Source organism: Methylobacterium sp. J-067 (genome assembly GCF_022829465.1).
GTDB lineage: Bacteria > Pseudomonadota > Alphaproteobacteria > Rhizobiales > Beijerinckiaceae > Methylobacterium > Methylobacterium litchii.
In genome coordinates, this window is the sequence record NZ_JAKSXZ010000040.1 from 49,449 (window position 1) to 70,555 (window position 21,107).

Genomic DNA, 21,107 nt, shown 5'->3' on the forward strand with positions numbered 1-21,107 from the left:
GGGCGGTCCGGTGGGGGCCGCCGATGACCAGAAGATGTGCCGTTCCCTTCGCGAGCCATAGACGGCATTATCGGGACTGGGTGTCCCAAATATGGAACGACCTATGGATCTCTCGGCGCTATCGGATTTCAACCTCGTCGCCGGCCATGGCGGCTTCGGCCGGGCGGCGCGGGCCAGCGGTCGCCCCAAGGCGACGCTGTCGCGGCGGGTCAGTGAACTCGAAGCGAGCCTCGGGACCCGGCTGATCGAACGGGGCGGTCATAGTCTGCGCCTGACCGAGGCAGGGGCGCTGCTGCATGCCCGCACGGGACCGCTGCTCGGCGAGATCGCGGAGGTCGGCGCCTCCGTAGGCGGGGGCCTCGATAAGCCTCGCGGACGGCTGCGGCTGAGTGCGCCGCTGCTCCTCTCGGATACCCAACTCGGCCGCGTGGCTGCGACCTTCATCCGAGCCTACCCCGAGGTCGATCTGGAGATCCGCTCGGAGGACCGCTTCGTCGATCCGGTGGATGAGGATTTTGACGTCGTTATCCGCGTGAACCCGAAGCCAGATGAGCGCCTCGTCGGACGGTGCGTGCTGCGGGACGAGCAATGGCTCGTCGCCGAGCCCGGGGCAGTGCTACCCGAACCGCTGAACGGCAGCGACGTCGTTGACCTACCCAGCGTCGTTCGATCGTTGCCACGGCCAGGCGAGACGTGGTGCGTGCACGGGGGGCGCGACCGCAGGAGCTACCGGCCAGTGCCGGTCCTGCGCCTGTCCTCGCTGCCGACGGTGCGGGACGCGGTGGTGGCGGGGGCCGGAGCCGCGCTCCTGCCGCGCTCGCTGGTCGGCAGTGACGTCGCCGCCGGCCGCTTGACGTGCTGGGGTTGGCTCGAAGGCCCGCCAACGGAACTATGGGCGCTCTATACCTCAAGGCGGCTGGTGAGCCCGAAGGTAAAAGCTTTCGTCGCCCATCTGGCGGATGCGCTCGCTGGCCCAGGTGGAGCAGTTCCTTCGTGAATCGGAGCTTCCCTGATGTGAGATGACTGCTTCAGGGAACGCTTCAATGCAGCCCGCATGCCCACTTTGGGACGATAGAAGCTTGTCCGCTTTTCTAGCGAATCTCATCCGAAGCGGCCGTTCTGCTTTCGGCCAGACTACGTCGTGCCGAACTGCCGTTACACGCAAAACCGGACCTTCGGCTTGGCGCCCGTCTCAGCCGCTCGGCTGCATCCGCCGGCATCTCGGAAGCAGACATCGGCTTGGGGCGAATCGAAGGTCCCATTTGCGCCAATTCAGTTGAAAAACCCCCGTTTATTGCGAGAAGCTCGTCGAGCCATGAATACCTTGCCACGTGCGTATCGACCGAGCTGGCGGAAGACTGTTCCGTGGCATCCGCATAGACGGGAGGTCCTCGGACAACGTACGCGGGCGCCGCCACCTCAGCACTCGACACCGTTGACTGCCTTCGTGCCAGTGCTAGGATTTTTTTGCGCGAGCATCGATTCTTTGTTTACAATATATTAACAGCACAATATACTACAGCCAGTCGGTTTAACGATCACTGGCTGCTGAATGTGCAAACTAAGGTATTAATATCCATCGTCGGTAGGTGGCCATGGTTTGTTTGCGCGCAGAAAATATAACGAGCAAATTCGGAAATCGAATTGCAACGTATTATCAGGATGATAAGCCTCGATCAGATCCTGAAGTAGATAGACCGACTTGGCGGCGCGCCCGTGGACACAGCGTCGGAAGCGTGGTCCAACTCAGGTCGGCGTGCCGCAAAACCTTCGATACTCGCCGCCTCTATGCATATCATCGGGTGCATCCAGGGAACTTGCCGGATGCAGGCTCTGCCGCGCTCGAAGCCAGCAACATATAGGAACGCAGAAAGTCGCGGAACGCATCCCGTGACTTAGTTGGGCTGCGCCGATCTCTTGAGTGAGCTGCTGCTTCCATCGGCTCGACCAGAGGTGACGGCTACCGTCTTCGACTTTTGCCTTTTCTCAAACGCTGGCCTATCGGGGGGCAACATGCGGATCACTCGGCGCGCGCTCCTAGCCGCTCCCGGGCTGGCGATCGTCACGCCGGCTGTCGCCGAAAGCCTCCGGGTGGAGGCCACCGGGGATGGCGGCTTTCGCGTTCTCGGTGCCGATCCGAACTGGGAGCAGACCGGAGCCCAGTTGCGCGCCGCACTTGGAGAAGGCGCTCGCGCCGATGTCGAGCCCGACGCGCAGCAGGTCTTGATTTCCGGGATGCTAGCGGGCGAGACCCTGCGGCTGCATCTCAGGTTCGCCAGGAGCGGCGGCGCGCTCACGGTCGCAACGCGAGGGCGGCTCGGGAAAGTGCCTCCTTTCGAGGGGCGCCCGAGGCTGCTCCCGGTGCTGCTGGACGAGCGTGTCGCCGCAGGTGCCTTGGCCCGTGGGTTGGGCTTCGACCCAGGGTCGCCGACCTATCTGACACTCGACGCGGCCCTCGGGTGCCATATCGTCTGCGGGTCCGGGTTCGCGCTCGGCCACAAGCTGCACGCGAATGGACGCCTGCGCCTTTTGCCCGACGCGGGGGACGACGCTTGTCTCGCCGTGTTGGAGCCGCCGAAGATGAACGGCTGCCGGCTCCTCGGAAAGCGAGGCGCGGTCCCCTTCGTCCTCGAGCCAAGACCCGATCGGCTCTTGGTGGTGGCCGGCGAGGGCGGCGCACGCCGTCTGCGCCTGAAGGGTGGCGGCTCTCTCGTGGTCGCCGGGGCCCGCCTAAGCTACGGCTCCGGCAGCACCGTCGAGTTCACGACCGCCGGCCACGCGACCGGAAGCTGGCGACTCGATCTTCTGCTGTCGCCTGGCGTCCAGCGAGTGGATACACCCGAGGGTCGCGTCGAGCTGAGCGCGTCCGGCAGGTCCGACATCGTTGCCGAGGGGGGCTTCGGGTGCGTGCGCACAGCGAGCGCCCGGGCAGTCCTGCGTCACGTCGCTCTCCGTCTGCCGCTCCAAGCCGGGGGACGCTGCTATGCCGACATTGGGCGGCTCGACTTCGCCGACAATACTCCGGTTACCCTGGCCGTCACGGCGACGGATGGCGTGGATCCCGCCGCGAGCCGCATCCCGCTGGCACCCAATGCCGGAGCGATGCGGCTCCGCCTGGACACGGGAGATCTCTGGGCCGGCCGCGACGCCGACATGTTCCGCGCCCGCTTCTGCTTTCGTGGCCTCGATCTCGTCGTCCGCCGCCGCGCGCCCGTGCTGCGGCGCCGCTCCGACTCACGCGACGAACCAACCCTGATCGTCCGCCTGCCGCCGCAGCACGTGATGGAGCAGGCTTTCCCCCGGGTCGCGCCCGTTCTGCCGGGACGGGCCCTGAAGCCGGAGGAGCTGGCCTCCGCCTTCAACCGCGAAGGGCGGTCGAAGCTGGGCGAGGCGCTCAGCAAGGAAGCTCCCGAATTTGCGCGCTTCAGCGAGAAGTTCGTCGAGCGCTACAACAGCCTCGTCAAGCGCCAGCGCAAGGTCGAGGAGGGCCGCCAGCCCCCCCGGGCTCCCTACCCAAGCTCCGAAACCGTCGCGCTCGAACGGATCTATATCGGTCCGGACGGCCTGATCACGCCGCTTGGCCACCGCGCCGCCCGAGAGACCGCCTACAGCCTTGCGCCCCTTCCGAAGCTCGTAGACATGCGCCTCGGGCTCAGCGAGATCCTGGTAAGCGACGTGCTACGGCGCAACGGGCGGCTCGACCCCAATCGCACCGACCCGAAAGCGGCCCCTGACGCCGCGCGCGCGCTTGGCGAGCTGCTAGAGGAGGCCGCCAAGCGCCAGGCCGACATGGCCCGCGTCCTGGCAGCCTGGCGCGCGTCCAACCCATCCGGTCCGATCCTGCTCGCCGAATGGCGCCAGAACTGGCCCGACGCTTTGCGTCCAGGCGAGGCGCGCGACGGCCTCAAGGCAACGTTGAGCGCCGTGCCGCTGGCACAGCCCAAGCCCGATGTGGAGCAGGCGCTTCAGGACGGCTACCGGTCCGTCTCGCCCTCGAAATTGCCGGTTGAGACCCGGACCGCCGGGGAGACCCGCCTCGCCTTCACGCTGTGTGTGAAGCCGGGCTGCACGCTGCCATGGGCCCTTTCCACGCTGCTCGACTGGGGGACCATGGAGCTGCGCGTCAGCCGCCGCGCCGAGATGCGGGTTGAACCAGTTGCAGCTGAAGCCCAGCCGTCGATTGAGCTGCAGCACCTGCTCGCCAGGCAGCTCGGCCTCGACGAGTCGAAGGTCATGAGCGAGCGCCTTGAGCGGCTGCGCTCCATGCTTCGCACCGGCCCCGACGAAACCGAGACCGCCATCGAGCTGCCCGCCCGCCTCATCCTCTCGCCTGATCGCGAGCACTCCCTGGCGCCAGCGAACGGTAAGCCGGCCGGCCAGGGGCGACCGCGTCCGCGCTTCCGGACCAGCGCTCATCCGCACGCCCGGGCGGGCCGCGTGCCCGTGTGGCGCGCCGACCTGCAAGAGGACCCTGGCGAGCCCTACAGCCTGCGCGCGATCCACACGCCGGACTACGAGCACGACGATGTGGACGGCAAGCAGCTCAGCGATCCCTTCCGCCATACCTATTATCGCGGACGTCAGGCCGGCAAGGCAGGTGGGCCGGTCTTCGCCCTCGACGACTTCGACCGCCGCCAGATCGTGGCTCTCTCCAGTCTGCACGGCTTGCCGGTGCTGGCGCGCCGCGGCGCTGGCGGCGTGCTGCAGACGAGCCAAGTCAGCCCGCCCGACAGTTTTCGCATCGATGATAAGCTTGTCCAAGAACAGGACCGCGAGGAGCAGGGCCTCTATATGCCGCGGGCGCTGCCCACGCGGCTTCTGCGCCTCTCCCCGCTAGGCGGCACGCTCGACCTCAACGCCCCCTTCGTGCCGCCCGCCCCGTTGCGCGCCAAACAGAACGACAAGGCCGAAATTTACGAGAACACCTTCGACGCCTACAGCCTCGAACGGGTGCGCATCTTCATCACCCTTGGACGCGAGGTCACGACGGAGGTCGTCTACAAGGGCTTCCTATACCCGCTCGGGTTTCGCGCCGCGCTGCTGAAGGTCACGGAGCGCCAGTACCTGCCCTGGCCCGCCACCTACGACCCCGACGTCGAGCGTTGGTCAGGTCCGCTCGCCTTCCAAGTGCAGCGCTACTTTATCCAGGTCTCGAACCCGGAGAAGACCTTCCCCGGCATCGCCCAGCCCTTCCGCGGGCGCGGCTGGCCGGCCCGTTCGCTGACCATGCTAACGCAGCGCACGCCCGACCTCTTCGATCCGACGCGTGCGATGGACGAGCGTGAGGAGGGCGCGACCTGGCGGGAGCTGTCGGACGGCCGCCTCGATCATGCGCAGCGCTCAGGCCTCGTCTTCTGGCCGCGCACGGCGGCGGGCGCGGCCGGCAACGTGCGCTTCCGCTTCACGGTGGACGGCCGGCCGGAGCCGGTCTCGATGCCGCTCATCTTCATCGACAACCAAGCCGCCCATGATGCGCCGACCATGCGTGCGCTGCAGGCCTACTGGAACGACCCGGCGGCGCGCTCTGAGCAACCGGATACGAACGATACCCGCGCCTGGCAGGCGCTGCGCCGGATCGAGCATGCCGGCGTGCCGCGCCGCTACGCCGAGGAGGATGCCAGCGGCGACACCACATTCGAGACGCAGAGCTGGGAGGTGCGAGTCGACAGCCGCAAGGAGGTGCTGCTGCCCCATGGACCGGACAATCCGCTGCCGGCTGGCGAGCAATCGCCAACCGCGTGGCAGATGAACGCGGCGATGGAAAGCGCCGACGAGCCACCGTTCTATCCTCGCTGCCTCGAGGCGAGGGTCCATCACGACGCCGTCGCGCGCTTCACCGGCAATCCCCACAGCGGCATCGCGGTACGGTTCCTCGAAGACTACCTTGAGTCCGGTCTGCCTGTGCTGACGGGCGAAGAGCGCAAGGATAAAACCATCAACGAGATCGAGGCATTACAAGCCACGATCCTCGCCGCGGAGCGCGCGGCCGCGAAGAACAACACGGACGGAAGGCCGACGCCGTCCGATCCGCGGCGCGAGGTGTTCCTGCGCATCGTCGGAGACATTCCGCGGCAGACCATGGGCCGCAACGGCGAACGGTCGGCGGGCGTTGTGCGTCCGGAGATGGACTACCTTTTCATCGGCCGCAAAGGGCCGGTCGGCGGGAAGCCCCCGGAGCATCCGGGCGAGGCGCCGCGCGAGGTGCCGAATAAGGTCAAGCCGGACTTTGTGTTGCCGGACGCTCGCCTCTGCGGTCTCGTTAGCCTGCAGTCGATCCTCGCATTCGCCAAGGACTCCGCCGCCCCGCTGCTGCGCCAGACGGTCGAGTATGGCCTGGGCGAGGCCGTCGGTCAGGCCGACGAACTCACTAAGACGCTCGGTGGCAGCCTGCTCTCTGTACTGAAGCCGGTCATGGACCGCTTCAAGGAAGGAGGCGAGACCGGCGAATCGCTGCGCAATGCCTATCGCGGCGCCTACTCGGCCATGGGGCGGCTCGAGAAGGCGCTGAACGACATGGCGGGGCAGAACGACGCGGCTGGGAAGGGCATCGCAGGACTCCCCGAAGTCGCCACGGCCGGCCGCGAGCTGCGTGCCGAACTGGACCGGCTCGCCGCAAACCCGCTCGGACCGCTGACCGAACTCGGACAGAAGAAGCTTTCCGAGGTCAGAGACGAGATCGAGCGTGAGGCTCGCAAGCGCCTGAACGCCGCCATTCCCAAGATAGAGATCGATCGAGCACAGCTCAAACAGCTCCGCGACGCCTTCGCTCCCTTGGGCGAGGCGCTGCTCGCGCTCGATGCGGCGCTCGACCAGCTGCTGCCCCTGCCGAAGCCGGACGAGGCAAAGGCACTGCGTGACCATGCGGACCGAGCCTTCCGGGAGGCGACGCGCCGAACCTTCACTGTTTCCTCGGACAAGCTGCCGCCCAGCCTCGCGGAACTGCGGCGCGAATGGCGCCACCAAGTACGGGCGGCACTCGACGCCGACTCCGCTCCCGGGGTTTCGTCCGAACGGCTCACGCAGCTGTATGACGCCATAGAGGCCAGCTTGGCCAAGTTCGACGGGCTACCGACACCGGTCGTCCTCGACCGCTTCTATCTCGCCCTACGAGCCTTGGTGAACGCCGACTGGCAAGGGGCGCTGCGGGCGCTCGAGCAAGAGGGCGTGCGCCGACTGCGGGCCTGGACGGGCTCGCAGCTCGATTCTGCCTGCTCGGCTGCGGGCACTAAGGTCGCCATCGCGGCCAAGCACTTGCGCGAGGCGTTGCTCGCCAGTGCCGTCCCAAAGCCATGCGTACCCGCGGTCTGCCGCGGGGATACTCCGCCGGCCCCCGCCGCCGAGATCTGTGCGCGCCTTTGGGCGCTGTGCGCGACGCCCGAGTTGCGCGGACCGGCCGAGGAGGTCGGGAAGACCCTAGCATGGGTCGACGCGGTCGTGTCCGGCTTCGGCCAGGGCGACCCATGCAAGCCGTCGCCCGAGGCTGGCGCGGCGCGGCTGATGGACGAATTGCGCCGGCTCGACGCGGCGCGCTGCGCCTTCGTCGCCGCCCTTGAGACGCTGCTGCTGGCGCTGGCTGGCGTCGCGTCGAAGACGATGAAGGATGCTGCTGCGCAGGAGGCGGCGGTGCTCGCGGCAGCGCTACTCTCGATGCTGCGTCCAAAGGACCCGGCCTTCACCAAGCTGCAGACAGCCCTTGAGCCGGCACTCGGTAATCAGGGCGCGGCCTCCATCGTGGAGGTGCTGCGCGAGTCCGGCCAAGCTGTCGCGGCAGTGCAAGATGCATTGGAGAAGGTGAAGGACGTGGCCGGCCTCGGCCAAGCGCTTGACCAGCTCGGTCCGGCCACCGAGCCCACCCGTGCGCTGCGCGCGCTCCTCGTTGCCGGCCGGACTGCCGTGCAGGACATGCTGCTCGCTGCCGCGCTTCCGGCTGTGCAGGTGGCGGATGATGCGGCCAAGACATTGCTCGGTGCGATGGCCGCTTTCCTCGACGAGGCGCAGACGCTGCGCCAGAAGGCGCTGCCGACGCTGCGCCCGCTAGACCAAAGTCTCGGCCTGCGCGGGGATGAACGCCTCACTGGGCTGCTCTTTCTAAACCTTCTGCCTCCAGTGCCGGATGAACCCTCCGATCCCGTGACCGGGAAGGACGACCTCGACCGGGAGCGTGATCGCATCGCCGCCGCTCTGGCCGGGGACGCCAACGTCCGTGCCGACGAACTCGTGACGACCGTACCGGCCTGGTTCTTATCTGGAGGCGCTGGGTCAAGCGTCGAGCAGATCCTGCGCGCGCTGGGCGACCGCCTGCTCGTTTCTGCCCGTCAGAAGCTGCTGCGCGTGCTCAACGTCGACGCGTTGCGCAACAAGCTGGAAACCGAGTTGGAGAAGCTGGTCCCGGCCCGCCGCCGCCTGGACTATGCCTGGACCGTGCCCGGGCCAGCCGGGGAGCAGGATCTCGGCGGCATCGTCACCTTCCGGGGCGGCGACTTCAGCGTGCGTGCCGAGGCCGTGCTCGACCTGCTGAAACCGACTGCGCCGGTCACCGGGCGCGTCGGCGGCACGATCGGCGACTTCGACATCGGGATCAGGGGAGCCGGCGCCAAGTGGCTGACGCTGTTCTTCAGCGGGATCCGGTTCGAGCAAGAGCTCGGCGGGCCGGCCCACGTCGAAGAACCGAAGCTCAAGAGCTTCAGGCCCGAAGGCAACCTCCTGTTCCTGGCGGGCCTCGCCGCCTATTGCAATCTGAAGGACGGGGACGCCGGAGACAAAGCCCCCGCGGGCGGCACACCGTTGCCGAACGGTATCTACACCGTTCCGCGGCCGGGGGGCGGGGCAGGACTGCGCGCCGGTTACGGCTTGAGCTTCGGCGCCCTTCAGATCGGCACCATGGCGGTGCTGGACGTGGTGTTCGACGCGCATATCGAGTTGCCGTTCGACGGGGATCGCGGGCACGCCGAACTCTCGCTCTCGACGCCCGACAAACCGGCGACGCTCGTCTGCGCGCCCTACGGAGGCACCGCCTACGCGAAGATGCGCAGCGTCCCGCGTATCGGTCGGGCTGATCTCGCCACCGAGTTCGACGTGAGCTTCCAGTTCGGGGCCGCGGTCGCGATCAGCTTCGGTATCCTGCAGGGCTCCGGTCGGGTCATGACGGGCCTGCGCGTCTTCGACAGCGACAACGGACCCGGCTTCTCGGCACTATTCGTCGCCGCATTCGAGGGGCACATCGCCTGCTTCGGCATCGCCGCGAGCTTCGTCCTGGCGCTGAGCTACAAGCCCGGGACCGGCGGGAACAGGCTGACCGGGACTGCAGCGCTGACCTACAGCTTCTCGATCGGACCTGTGAAGAAGAGCTTTACGGTCCACGTCGAACGGGATGCCGGCAACGGGCTGAAGACCGGCATGAACCTCCTGCCGCTCGACACGGATCAGCCGCGCGTGATGCTCGCCAACGCATCCCCAGGCGCGCCGCACTCCACGGCGCCCCGTGCGCGATTGCGATCTGACGTCCCGGGCATGATGCAGGACTGGCCGCGGTACTCCGCACGGTTCGCCAACCCTCGCGACGTGCTCGGCAGGAGGCGACGCGCATGACCCCGGCGACACCGCTTCTCCACATCCTGCCGAACGGCACGCATCACCGGGCCAAGGACGGCTCCACGACGCTGCGGCTGCTGCTCCTGCTGTTGCCGGACAAGCCGCACGACCCGGCCGCAGGCGAGGCCGCCGTGCCGCCCCGGTGGCCGCTCGACGACTGGCCCAGCCGAGCGCATGCTTGGTTCGACGCGTTGATCGCCGCCGGGCGGGAGGTCACTCTTCATGACGCACGGGACGGCGCCGTCATCGCGACTGGCCGGATCCGGTCCGCATCGCATCCGGTGCGCCCCCGCGATCTGCACCGGATCAAGGGGCTGTGGGATGGAGCCGTCGGCGGAGCGCCCGGCCTTGCCGAACTCCTGGGCGAGGCGACTACGTCCGACCTGAAGGTCACGACCGCGGAGGCCATTCCTGCGCCGACGCTGGAGGCCTCGCTTCTTCTGCCGCTGGAGTGTGCCCGCTCGGCGCTCGAGGCTGTGGGCGGGCCCAGCGGCCCACTAGCCGGGCGCCCGCCGGTGCGGCCTCCGATGCGTTCGCTCGCGGCGATCGGCCGGCCATGGCTCGGCATCGCCGCGCCCATGGTGCAGCTCGCCGCCGCCGGCGCCGACGTGCTCACTCCGGAACTCGCTCGCCGTCTCGCCGGTCCCCCAGACGTGGCCGCTTGGCTCGCGCAGCGCGCAGCCGGTGCGGAAGATTCCGCGCACCCATACGCCCGTCCCATCGAGCCAGAGGCGGTCGCGGCCGCCGCCCTCGGTCGTGGTGACGAGGATCTCCTGTGGCTGAGCGACCGGCTGCACGCCCTGCATTACGCCTCCGTGACCCTCCCGGCCGCCGACGACCCAGACCTGCCAGCACAGACCACGGCTGCCGGCCGCCGGCTCCATCAATTGCTCGCGTCGCCCGCGCTGATGCGGCTGTTCGGGTGGGCGCGGGACGTGCTGCTCGAGGTCCCGTCCCTACCGGAAAGGGGGGAAACCGCGATCCGCTGCACCCTCTCGCCGGCCGCAGACGACCCCATGCCCCGGGCTGTCGCTGCCGTCCTCGATACCGCGACAGGGGGCTTCTTCCCGGCCGTGAAATCGGACTGGCTGCGCCTCACCGGGCAGAGCACCACCGACCCGTGGGCGAAGACAGGCCTGCGCGTTCTTTCCTCGAAGGACGGGCCCCGAGTCTACGCCGGTTCGATAGAGCCCGCCCTATCCACCGAGTCTGACCACCAGTGCCAGATCAACGGTCGCGCAACGCGTCTCGTCACCGGACCACTGTCGCTGTTTCCGTTGCGCGATGCCAAGCCAGACGAGAACGGCACTGATGACGGAACGGTTCTCTTCGCGACCGCGCTCGCTGCGCCTCCGCGCCTGCATCTTGGGATCGATGCCCGGGACGGCACAACCACGTGGTACCCGACATCCGCCCGCACCGTCGCGCTGTCCGATCCCTGGCTGACGGGCGAGGACGCGGCGTGGCCCGATGCCGTGCTGCGTTCGCTGACGCCCGACTGGCTGCCTGCCTGGGAGCGCGATGCCGCCAGCGTGACCGACAGTACCAGCTACCAGGGACGCGGCCCGGACGGGAAAAAGCTGTGCGAAACCCGCGACCCCCGCCTCGCCGCCTATCACGGCGAGGATCTTGGGGCTCCTCCCAATGAGATGACGCCGGCGGACGTGAAGCATCGGCCGGCCGGCTGGCAGACGAACGACGTGAAGCTCGACCCGAGCCACGACCTGCTCGTCAGCCAGCGCATCGCCGTGGCGCCTAAGGCCGATCTCGCGCCACTCGTGTTCGGCTGGTCCTATCGCCTCGCGCTCGCCGAGCGGACCCTGGGTGGAGGTGGAGCAGGGCTCGAGCATGTCCGGCAGGTCCTGGCGCAGGGACGCAGCACGCTCGCTTGGCCGCCACCCGACCAGCCGGGCTTCCGCTTCCTGCGACACGAGCCGATTGCCAAGCCCGTTGTGCTGCTCACGCCCGACACGCCGCGCGACGGTGGCCTTGAGCATAAGCTGCAGACTTCCGAACGCATGGTGTTGGTGCACGCGACCGCGCCGAGGGCGGATGATGCGCGCACGCTCGACCGCACATCGCGCATCCTGCTTGTGCCCGCGATCGCATGCGCCGCGGCGGCGCGGCACGACGTGTTCGACGGCGACGCAGAGCATACCGAGATCCGCGTGCAGGATGCACAACAGCGCTGGGTCAAGGTGCCGGTCAGGATCCCGCCACAGGGTCTGCGCGACGCGTTCATCGAGGGCGAACCCGCCGTCGCGGGTAGATCTGGCGTGAAGCAGCCCGCGCGATTCCGTGCCCGCCGCCCCGGCGAGTCCCATGAAATCCGCCAGTCGCCCTATTATCCCGATCCAGCCGCGGCGCTCCTCGTCATTCGCCTCGCGCATCCCCGCGATGGACACTGGCTGAACGAACCGCCGCTGGTGCTGCGCCTGCGCCCCCCCATCGAGGCGAAGAGTTCGGGCGCTTGGCCCGACGTAACACCGGTGCGCATTGACCTGGTTGCGACAAAGAGCACGACAGCCCAGCGCCTCGCCGATACCGGCTGGCACAAGGTATCGGTCGGGTCCGCCCTGCGGTCGCGCGTCGTAACCGTCAACCTCGCGCCCGGTGAGGCTGTGAGGCTGAAGGCTTGGCTGGTGCCCGACGCAGCCGACCTTGCAGCGTGGTTCGACGTGGTCGAGCGATCCATTGCGCTGTCGCAAGCCGAGGCTAAGGCCTGCGCCGGCGTGGGCGCGGGTGGAGCGCTCGACGACCTCGCCGCTCTGATCGGCAACCGCGCCTGCGCCGACGGGGCAGCGGTCGATCGCGCCGCGGCCGCATTCCACGCGCACCTGCTAACCGAACCGCTGCCCCCGATCGCCGATACGCTAGGGCTCGACCTCATCCATGCCTGCGACACCCCGATCCTGGCGCCGGCTTTTGTCCCGGGCACCGTCGGTCTCGCTCGGCCCGCGACCCTCGAGCCGGCGGAGCTGGCCCGCTTCCTGGGCGAGCGGGGACGCGCCGCGAGCTGGGGAGAGGGTGGCGCCGCTGAGGACGGCGCGACGGCGCTGCTGCCCGGCGGCACGATCGTCTTCGATCCAGCGACTACCGACCAACTCGTTGTCGAGGCCGAGATGGTGGCTCCCGGTCGCGAGACGCTTGACAGCGAGCCGCGCGCCCTGCCGCCGCAACTCGCGTCTCTGCCGCCCGAGCGGCTGCCGTTCCGGCTGACCGCCGACGGCCGGGCCCATTTCGGCTGGCCCGACGACCCGGAGCCGCGCCGGGGCCCGTCCGGCCTCGCGCCGCTGCAGGCGCGTCGCGTCGAGCTCCTGCGGATCACCAACATCCCCATTCCCGCCGACGCGCGCGCCGGCCGGCAGGAATTGTCGCTTGAGGAACTGTTCGCCGGCGCGAGCCCGAACTTCGCCGGCGTGAGCGTCGCCTACCAGCCGGCGCTGGAACAGCCGCAGGCCCGTCGGGTGCGGCTCTTCGTACGCGCCCTGCCGCGTCACGTCGCCCTCATCACCGCCTCACCCGAAAAGGACGCGTTGCCCGCGGTCGAGCGCTCTTTGGTCGGCCCGCCGAGCGGCATGCTGTGGGCGGCCGCGACTGCCCGCCCCGCGCCGGTTGTTCCGAAGGATTTCGGTCCAGACCTCGACTGGCCGCCCCTGGTCCGTCGGCACGACGAGGGCGGGCTCACCATCGAAGGCGAGCGCCGCGTCGGCCTACGCCTGTGGTTGCGCCGCCCGTGGTTTTCCAGCGGTGAAGGCGAGCGTCTCGGGATCGTGCTTTGGCCGCCGCCGGCCTTCGCGCTCGCCGACGGGTCGACCGGATCCTTCGTCCCGGACGACGAGGCGCTGCAGGGGCTTCACCCGGGCGATCTCGGCCCCCTAGGCACCTTCGTCTCGTCCTGGGGTTACGACCCGCTCGGCGCCGAGCCGCCTCCCCCGGCCTCCCCGCCGCGGCCGGCCCCGCGCTGGTCTAACGCCTTCCTGGCGCGCGCCCATGTCGATCTCGGCTCGGATACCCGCTTCCACCCGCACCTGATGATGCCCGTGCCGGGACTCGCCGACGCCGAGAGCCTCGCCACCCAGGAGACAATGGCATCCGTCTCCGTCCTCAGCGCGCCGGTGCGCTTCGCGCACGAGCTGCCCGCGCCGCCCGGCGAGGGCCCGGACGCCTATATTGACCTGACCCTGAACCTGCCCACCTCGACGGACGCTCTGTTCCAGCTCGGCCTCGTGCGGGTGCAGGAGCACGCCCGCCTCGACCGGCGCGCCCCGCCGGGGAGTGGCGCGCGATCCGGAATCCGGCTCTCCGCCCCGACACTCCTGCAGGGCCGGCTCCCACCCGTGCGCCGCTTCCGCGTTACCGTTACTCCGATGGCCGAGCGCCAGGGTACGGGCAAGCTTGTCAGCCTGATCGGCGTGACGCTGGCTGGGCCGGTCGCCGTCGACGGGCGTGGTGTGACCGGGCGCCGAGTCCGCATGGCGCTGACCGAGATCCTGGGCAACGACGAGGTGCCTGTGACGGGCGCGGACGGCCGGGACGCCGAGCTGCACTGGGTCGGCGGGGAAGCCGGTCACGGCATCGAGCACCGCGCGCTTGGCGGCGAGGAGCATTGGACAGGCGTCTTCCGCGTTCACGGGGACGTTCTGCGGGAAGAGCGGAGCCTCGTCGCGTCCATTAGCGAGGAGGCTTGGCTTCCGCGCTTCAACGTATCCGTGCCGCTGCGCGAGCAGTGATTTCCTAGACCTTTCGACCGGCCGCCCATGACCACGTTCGAACTCGGGGATGCGCCGAACGACCGGAAGCTGCCCTGCGCAAAGGGGCATTGATGGCAGGGGATGACGTCATGGAGAGCCAAAACATGCCTTGCGTCTTCGTGGAGAGCTCGCGATCGGAAAGGGAAGACGTCGCGGTAAGACGGCCCGATCTCGCGCTCCGATCCTCTCGGATGCGAACCAGCCCGCTCGTGCAATACGTGACGATGGCTTTAATCGCCGGCATCGGCATGTCCTCGCCGTCACTCGCGGAATGCGCGAAGCTAGTTGCCTCCGCCGCTAACATGAAGCGAGCGAGCTGGTCCGAAATAGAGAGCTTTGAAGCTCCAAAATCGCTCAATCCCAAGATTGACATCGTCCAAACCATCAAGGGAACTGGTCAAGGCAAATTGAACATCGATCAATATTCAATTGCCATAGACAAGAATGGACAGGAACCAAAATCACTTCTGAATGAAATTAGGCGCAATCTTTCGGGAATTGTGTTCAATGGTTCGAGCTATACAAACGTGACCCCCCTGGATGCCGACAGCAAAAAATTGTGGGAGTCAGACAACTACAAGGGGTCGATCATCGTATTTACGTTGGCGAGCATCCCGAACGTGATGGATCTCGAGACCGGAGCCGTTGTCGTATCGTGCCAATCCGACACGGATTTCTTGGTTTCGACGGTCAAGGTGGGTTCAGCCAACACCTATTCGAGTCCCGGTTGGCACCCTGTCTCAGGCAATCGAGCATTTGGTGTTCGGCAGACTGGCGACAACTCGCTGACCATTTTTGTGAAGGCATCCGATCGTATCGTGAACGCCGGAATATTCAAGACCGTACTGCCGAACGAATTTGTTTTCACGCAAGGAAGCAAAGTTTGGATGAACATGCTGGACAACCTCAAGGCCAAGTACGCCAGTCGCAATCCCCGCGACGCTGCTTCTTTCTCCCAGAGGGTTGACTACTAATATCCGGTTCCGCGCACGCTCACGATTCTCGCGGGCGGTCGCAGCCGGCCAGCTCCGGTCGCGTTAGTGGGCGCCCCTGAACGATTGTGTTGGGTAGTTTCGCGGCGATCTAGTTTCGGATCCAATTACGTCGAAGCAGAGGTTTGCGCCTTGAAAATACCTCGGCACGCGATGTCTAAGTAGGCTGAGACCTCAGCGGCTGATGGAACATCTCCTTCGAACAAAAGCGAGTTGTAAAACGAGCCTTAGAGTAACCCGACGTGACAGCGGACGATGATTAGGTACAGATCGACACGCCCGTCGGCGCGACGCTCGATTTCCTGACCGTGAGAGCCATGACGGCGGCATACCCGGACTGGGTGAAGTCGGTCGGTCAACGCGTGATGTTTGCGTGACGTTGCGACAGCGTGGTGGAAATTGATGAGACCTGCGCCCGCGTCATTACAGCCGGTTACGAAGGCCGGAAGCAGCCTTCGGACGCGTTTTGGGTGCAGCGGTCGTTACGCTCGTCGATCCAGACGGCAATCATGCAGATTTGTTCGCCGCTAACGCGCTGGAAGCCGAATAACAATCCCTACGCCATTCAAAGGCTGACGACGGTAAGTGCGGCGAAATCTGACAGGCACGCATCCCTTGCGGCGTGTCCGCCTCCGCGACAATAGCGCTTTGCTTTGAACGGCTGGATTAGATCGGAAGCTGCACGTCCGCTTTTCTAGCAGACGGCTTCTGAAGCAGACCAGCGGCTTTCGGCCAGTTTCAGTCACGCCGATTGGCGCCTCTGAATGACCGGGCTGGGTGGTTTCCTGTCCTTCTGCTCTTGGGTGCTAAGATCAAAGAGCGGACGTCCGGGGTCCGACAGAAACTGGCTGAAAGCGGCATGCCTGCTTCGAAGCAGTCTTGGCCGAGAAGGCGGCGTACTCCCACAACAGATGCCGCTCGCCACGATGACGACAGCCGCCTTTTGCCAAACAATCCACGATCACCGCGCACGTCTACGCGTCGTTGCCAGTGCAGCGGTGAGTTGCCCTTCAAACAGTAAAGCCGAGCCGTAGTGGAATTCGGGGTCGAACGCGTGCTTGGCATTCATCACCGAGGAAGCACTTTGCATCGCGAGCAACCGCCCGCCTTCATCGAACAGCCCCGATCCGGATCCGCCATAACCGTCGTTGCAATCGTGGCGGATGCGCCGGATGCCATCCTCGCCCGGCGGATCGATGCGACGGACGGTGCAGTGCTCCAGGCTGCTCTCGCCCCGGTAGTTCTCGTGGCCCGCGGGGGACACCATGGTCACCGAGAGGGAAACGTCCCCAGTCGGCAGGTCGGGGGGCTGCGGCAGGGGCTGGGGGGGCACATCTGCCGGGGTGGCGAGGCGCAGGATGGCCCAGTCGTCGGTGATGTGCAGGGCAGTGGCGTCCGGGGCTGTCCCGAGGTGGAGGCTGTCGGGCACGAAATCGTAGTTGCGGCCCGCAATCTGGAAATAGCAGTCCGAGACCTGCCGGGTCGTCTCCAGGCGACGGCTGCGGAAGTTGTGGGCGTTGAGAACGACGATCGTGGGATCGGCGATCAGCCACGCCGCCGCCGCTCGCCGTGGGACCCCGTCCGGCCGACGGCACCAGAGGACGCCGGCGCCCTTGTAGCGGTCGAGATCGGCGCCGGTGAGATCGCGTCGTCCGTCCTTCGGATAGAGGGCGGCCAGCCGAGGCTCGCCCTGTGACGCACTGGGGAGGCCAAGCAGTGCGGCAGCCAGCAGCGGGAGCCTTCGGGTCCACCAGTGCCAAGCCTGCACGCGTCCCATCTCGCCCCCGCCATGACCGCGCCGCCGGTGAAAAGCCCAATGGTTGAGCATGCGCCGCGCCGCCGTCAAGCAGTTCAGACGAATTCCATACTATCCGCGACCTATTGCCGATTTATCCCGCGAACAAATAACCGACATCCTAGAGACAATTCCGAGGTTCACTCTGTAAAAATGACAAGCGATTGCGGTTGTAATAAGTCTTTTATAAGAAGCTTGCTCCTGTAAGTTCTTGTAATCGACGAGCAGCCACAGAGATGGACTTAGTGTTTGTCTCGCATCGCACAAACATCTGCCGCGAGGCCTGAAGGCGCGGCGGCTTGGCGAGGAGATGCACAATGAGATTGGGAAGGCTTTCACGGTCGGTGTCGATCCTGACCCTGGCCCTGGCCACGCCGGTCGGTCTGGTGGGGGGCGCCAGCGCCAACGACAAGCTCGTCGAGATGTCGAAAAGCGACGACAACTGGGTGATGCCCGGTAAGAACTATGACTCGAACAATTTCAGCGATCTGACTCAGGTCAATAAGACCAACGTCAAGCAGCTGAAGCCGGCCTGGACGTTCTCGACCGGCCTGCTCAACGGCCACGAGGGTGCGCCCCTGGTCGTGAATGGCAAGATGTACATCCACACCTCGTTCCCGAACTACACCTTCGCCCTCGATCTGGACGATCCGGGCCATATCCTCTGGCAGGACAAGCCGAAGCAGAACCCGGCCGCGCGCTCGGTCGCCTGCTGCGATCTCGTCAACCGGGGCCTCGCCTACTGGCCCGGCGACGGCAAGACGCCGCCGCTGATCCTGAAGACCCTCCTCGATGGCAACGTCGCGGCGCTCAATGCCAATACCGGCGAGACCGTGTGGAAGGTCGAGAACTCCGACATCAAGGTCGGCTCGACCCTGACGATCGCCCCCTATGTCGTGAAGGACAAGGTGATCATCGGCTCCTCGGGCGCCGAGCTCGGCGTGCGCGGCTACCTGACCGCCTATGACGTCAAGACCGGTGCCCAGGTGTGGCGCGCCTACGCGACGGGTCCGGACCAGGATCTGCTGCTCGCCGACGACTTTAACATCAAGAACGCCCATTACGGCCAGAAGAACCTCGGCACGACGACCTGGGAGGGCGATGCCTGGAAGATCGGCGGCGGCACCAACTGGGGCTGGTACGCCTACGATCCCGGCACGAACATGATCTACTTCGGCACCGGCAACCCGGCGCCGTGGAACGAGACCATGCGTCCGGGCGACAACAAGTGGACCATGACCATCTTCGGCCGCGACGCCGATACCGGTCAGGCGCATTTCGGTTACCAGAAGACGCCTCACGACGAGTGGGACTATGCCGGCGTCAACGTGATGATGCTGTCCGAACAGAAGGACAAGGACGGGAAGATGAGGAAGCTCCTCACCCACCCGGACCGCAACGGCATCGTCTACACCCTCGACCGGACGGACGGCTCCCTCGTCTCGGCCAACAAGATCGACGACACGGTTAACGTGTTTAAGTCGGTAGATCTGAAGACCGGCACCCCGGTGCGCGATCCGGAATACGGCACCCGGATGGACCACCTCGCCAAGGACATCTGTCCCTCGGCGATGGGCTACCACAACCAGGGCCACGATTCCTACGATCCGAAGCGTGAAGCCTTCTTCATGGGCATCAACCACATCTGCATGGATTGGGAGCCCTTCATGCTGCCCTACCGGGCGGGACAGTTCTTCGTCGGTGCGACGCTGAACATGTATCCGGGTCCGAAGGGTGATCGGCAGAACTACGAAGGTCTCGGCCAGATCAAGAGCTACAACGCCATCACCGGCAAGTTCAACTGGGAGAAGATGGAGCGCTTCGCGGTCTGGGGCGGCACGACGGCGACAGCCGGCAACATCGTGCTCTACGGAACCCTCGACGGCTTCATCAAGGCCCGTGACTCGGACAACGGCGATCTGCTCTGGAAGTTCAAGCTTCCCTCGGGCGCGATCGGCTACCCGATCACCTACACCCACAAGGGCACGCAGTACGTCGCCATCAACTACGGCGTCGGCGGCTGGCCTGGCGTGGGCCTGGTGTTCGACCTGCAGGATCCGACGGCCGGTCTCGGCGCGGTCGGCGCGTTCAAGAAGCTCGCCAACTACACCCAGATGGGCGGCGGCGTGATCGTGTTCTCCCTCGACGGCAAAGGTCCCTATGACGACCCGAACGTCGGCGAATACCAGCAGGCGGCCGTAAAGTAGGCCTCACAAAGTTCCCGCCGGCCTTCGGGCCGGCGGGGCCCCATCCCGACACGACCGCCAGAGCCCCGGGGCACGCCAGTCCCACTCAAGGGCCGGCGCGCCGGCAATCAGAAAACGACATCAGGGATCGGAACTCATGCTGTTCCTCAGCGGGCCCTTGCGCGCGGCGACCTGTGCCGCCGCCCTCCTGACACTGGCGGCCCTGCCGCTCAGTACTCAAACGCAAGCGCAGGAATCCGAGGCGCAGGCCGACCGGACCGACGCGCCTAAGCTCCCGGCGGCGCCTCCGGCAGACCCGTCGACGCTGCGGATCTGTGCGTCCGAGAAGCAGCCGCCCCTGTCCATGCAGGACGGCTCCGGCCTGGAGAACCGCATCGCCACCGCCGTCGCCGAGGCGATGGGCCGGAAGCCGGTCTTCGTCTGGATTGCCAAGCCCGCGATCTACCTCGTCCGCGACGGCCTGGAGAAGAAGCTCTGCGACGTGGTCGTCGGCCTCGACAGCGACGACCCGCGGGTGCTCACGACCAAGCCCTACTACCGCAGCGGCTATGTCTTCCTCACCCGCGCCGACGGCGACCTCGACATCAAGTCCTGGTCCGACCCGCGGCTGAAGACGATCGACCACATGGTCGTCCCCTTCGGCTCACCCGGTGAGGCGATGCTCAAGGATATCGGCCGCTACGAGGAGGATATGGCCTACCTCTACTCGCTGGTGAACTTCCGCGCGCCGCGCAACCAGTACACGCAGATCGATCCCGCCCGCCTCGTGAACGAGGTGGCCGGCGGCAAGGCTGCGGTCGGCGTCGCCTTCGCCCCGGACATCGCCCGCTACGTCAAGGACTCGACGGTCCCGCTGCGGATGAACCCCGTGCCGAACGACACGGTGAGCAGCGACGGCCGCAAGATGCCCCAGGCCTTCGACCAGTCCATGGGCGTCCGCAAGGACGACACCGCGCTCCGCGACGCTCTCGACGCCGCCATCCCCAAGGCGAAGCCGCAGGTCGATGCCATCCTGAAGCAGGACGGCGTCCCGGTCATCGCGACTAACTGACCTTCGCCCCCACTCCTCATCACTTCAGAAATGCGAAATCTTCGGATGATCGGATCGACGCGTATCCTGACAATGGCGGCCGCCCTCGGCCTCGGCACCGCGGTGCTGGCGGGGGCGGTGTTAGCCCAGCCCCAGGCGGGCGCCCAGAGCGGCATCGTCTTCCGCAACATCATCACCGGCGAGGCGATGGACACCCACGAGGGCAAGGCCGGTGGCCGGGACACCCAGGCGGTCAAGACGTTCTTCCAAACGGGGCAGAACATCTACATCGACGACAAGTCCTGCTTGCGGAACGGCGAGAGCCTGTTCCTGACCTCGTGTTCGGGCTGCCACGGACACCTCGCCGAGGGCAAGGTCGGCCCCGGTCTCAACGACAATTACTGGACCTACCCGGCCAACACGGAAGATGTCGGCCTGTTCTCGACCCTGTGGGGCGGTGCCAACGGCATGATGGGCCCCCACAATGAGGATTTGAACCCCGACGAGATGCTGCAGGTCATCGCCTGGATCCGGCATCTCTACACCGGTCCGGTCAAGGATGCGGCGTGGCTCACCGACGAGCAGAAGAAGAACTACACGCCGTTCAAGGAAGGCGAGACCTTCGCCAAGGACGCCCCCGGCCAGTGCAAGCCGCTGGAGTGAGCGTCCGCGCGGAGCGACGTCCCGGCAAGGGGCGAGCGAACGGCCCTCAAGGCCGCCCTGGGGAGAGAACGAGGA

The 21,107-nt window shown here is 66.6% G+C and carries 8 protein-coding genes; 7 read left to right on the forward strand and 1 reads right to left on the reverse strand.

All coding sequences use genetic code 11. The features are described from left to right. Nucleotides 1-103: 103 nt before the first annotated feature. The 4 genes from MKK52_RS02800 (at nucleotide 104) to MKK52_RS02815 (ending at nucleotide 15,319) form a co-directional block, all read left to right on the forward strand. Complete coding sequence (locus MKK52_RS02800) at nucleotides 104-997, forward strand: LysR family transcriptional regulator (protein WP_243952224.1); 894 nt, start codon at nucleotides 104-106, stop codon at nucleotides 995-997. A 1,016-nt stretch (nucleotides 998-2,013) separates the two neighbouring features. Next, entirely contained in the window at nucleotides 2,014-9,588 is a 7,575-nt protein-coding gene (locus tag MKK52_RS02805; protein WP_243952225.1) for a hypothetical protein, read from the forward strand. Continuing rightward, nucleotides 9,585-14,324, forward strand: coding sequence for a hypothetical protein (locus MKK52_RS02810; protein WP_243952226.1), 4,740 nt, complete (start codon nucleotides 9,585-9,587; stop codon nucleotides 14,322-14,324). The genes MKK52_RS02805 and MKK52_RS02810 overlap by 4 nt, the downstream gene beginning before the upstream one ends. Before the next feature lie 212 nt (nucleotides 14,325-14,536). Further along, the gene (locus MKK52_RS02815) at nucleotides 14,537-15,319 is read left to right on the forward strand and encodes a hypothetical protein (protein ID WP_243952227.1); all 783 of its coding nucleotides are present in this window, start codon (nucleotides 14,537-14,539) and stop codon (nucleotides 15,317-15,319) included. A gap of 979 nt (nucleotides 15,320-16,298) precedes the next feature. Here the strand turns inward: MKK52_RS02815 and MKK52_RS02820 are convergent. Further along, on the reverse strand, nucleotides 16,299-17,165 hold the full coding sequence (locus MKK52_RS02820) for a trypsin-like peptidase domain-containing protein (protein WP_243952228.1): 867 nt from the start codon (nucleotides 17,163-17,165) through the stop codon (nucleotides 16,299-16,301). 284 nt (nucleotides 17,166-17,449) lie between these two features. On the opposite strand from MKK52_RS02820, the gene MKK52_RS02825 reads away from it, so the two are divergent. From MKK52_RS02825 to moxG, 3 genes are all read left to right on the forward strand, one after another. Continuing rightward, nucleotides 17,450-19,339, forward strand: a complete 1,890-nt coding sequence (locus tag MKK52_RS02825) for a methanol/ethanol family PQQ-dependent dehydrogenase (protein ID WP_243952229.1) — start codon at nucleotides 17,450-17,452, stop codon at nucleotides 19,337-19,339. A gap of 136 nt (nucleotides 19,340-19,475) precedes the next feature. After that, complete coding sequence (gene moxJ / locus MKK52_RS02830; protein ID WP_243952230.1) at nucleotides 19,476-20,390, forward strand: methanol oxidation system protein MoxJ; 915 nt, start codon at nucleotides 19,476-19,478, stop codon at nucleotides 20,388-20,390. 45 nt (nucleotides 20,391-20,435) lie between these two features. Then, nucleotides 20,436-21,032 carry a cytochrome c(L), periplasmic gene (gene moxG / locus MKK52_RS02835; protein WP_243952231.1) on the forward strand — a complete coding sequence of 199 codons (597 nt, stop codon included), beginning with the start codon at nucleotides 20,436-20,438 and terminating at the stop codon, nucleotides 21,030-21,032. Nucleotides 21,033-21,107 lie beyond the last annotated feature (75 nt).

Bases quoted from the DNA above. Each gene is read 5' to 3' on its own strand.
- MKK52_RS02800 (WP_243952224.1), top strand. From the start codon at position 104: ATGGATCTCTCGGCGCTATCGGATTTCAACCTCGTCGCCGGCCATGGC.
- MKK52_RS02805 (WP_243952225.1), top strand. From the start codon at position 2,014: ATGCGGATCACTCGGCGCGCGCTCCTAGCCGCTCCCGGGCTGGCGATC.
- MKK52_RS02810 (WP_243952226.1), top strand. From the start codon at position 9,585: ATGACCCCGGCGACACCGCTTCTCCACATCCTGCCGAACGGCACGCAT.
- MKK52_RS02815 (WP_243952227.1), top strand. From the start codon at position 14,537: ATGCGAACCAGCCCGCTCGTGCAATACGTGACGATGGCTTTAATCGCC.
- MKK52_RS02820 (WP_243952228.1), bottom strand. From the start codon at position 17,165: ATGCTCAACCATTGGGCTTTTCACCGGCGGCGCGGTCATGGCGGGGGC.
- MKK52_RS02825 (WP_243952229.1), top strand. From the start codon at position 17,450: ATGAGATTGGGAAGGCTTTCACGGTCGGTGTCGATCCTGACCCTGGCC.
- moxJ (WP_243952230.1), top strand. From the start codon at position 19,476: ATGCTGTTCCTCAGCGGGCCCTTGCGCGCGGCGACCTGTGCCGCCGCC.
- moxG (WP_243952231.1), top strand. From the start codon at position 20,436: ATGATCGGATCGACGCGTATCCTGACAATGGCGGCCGCCCTCGGCCTC.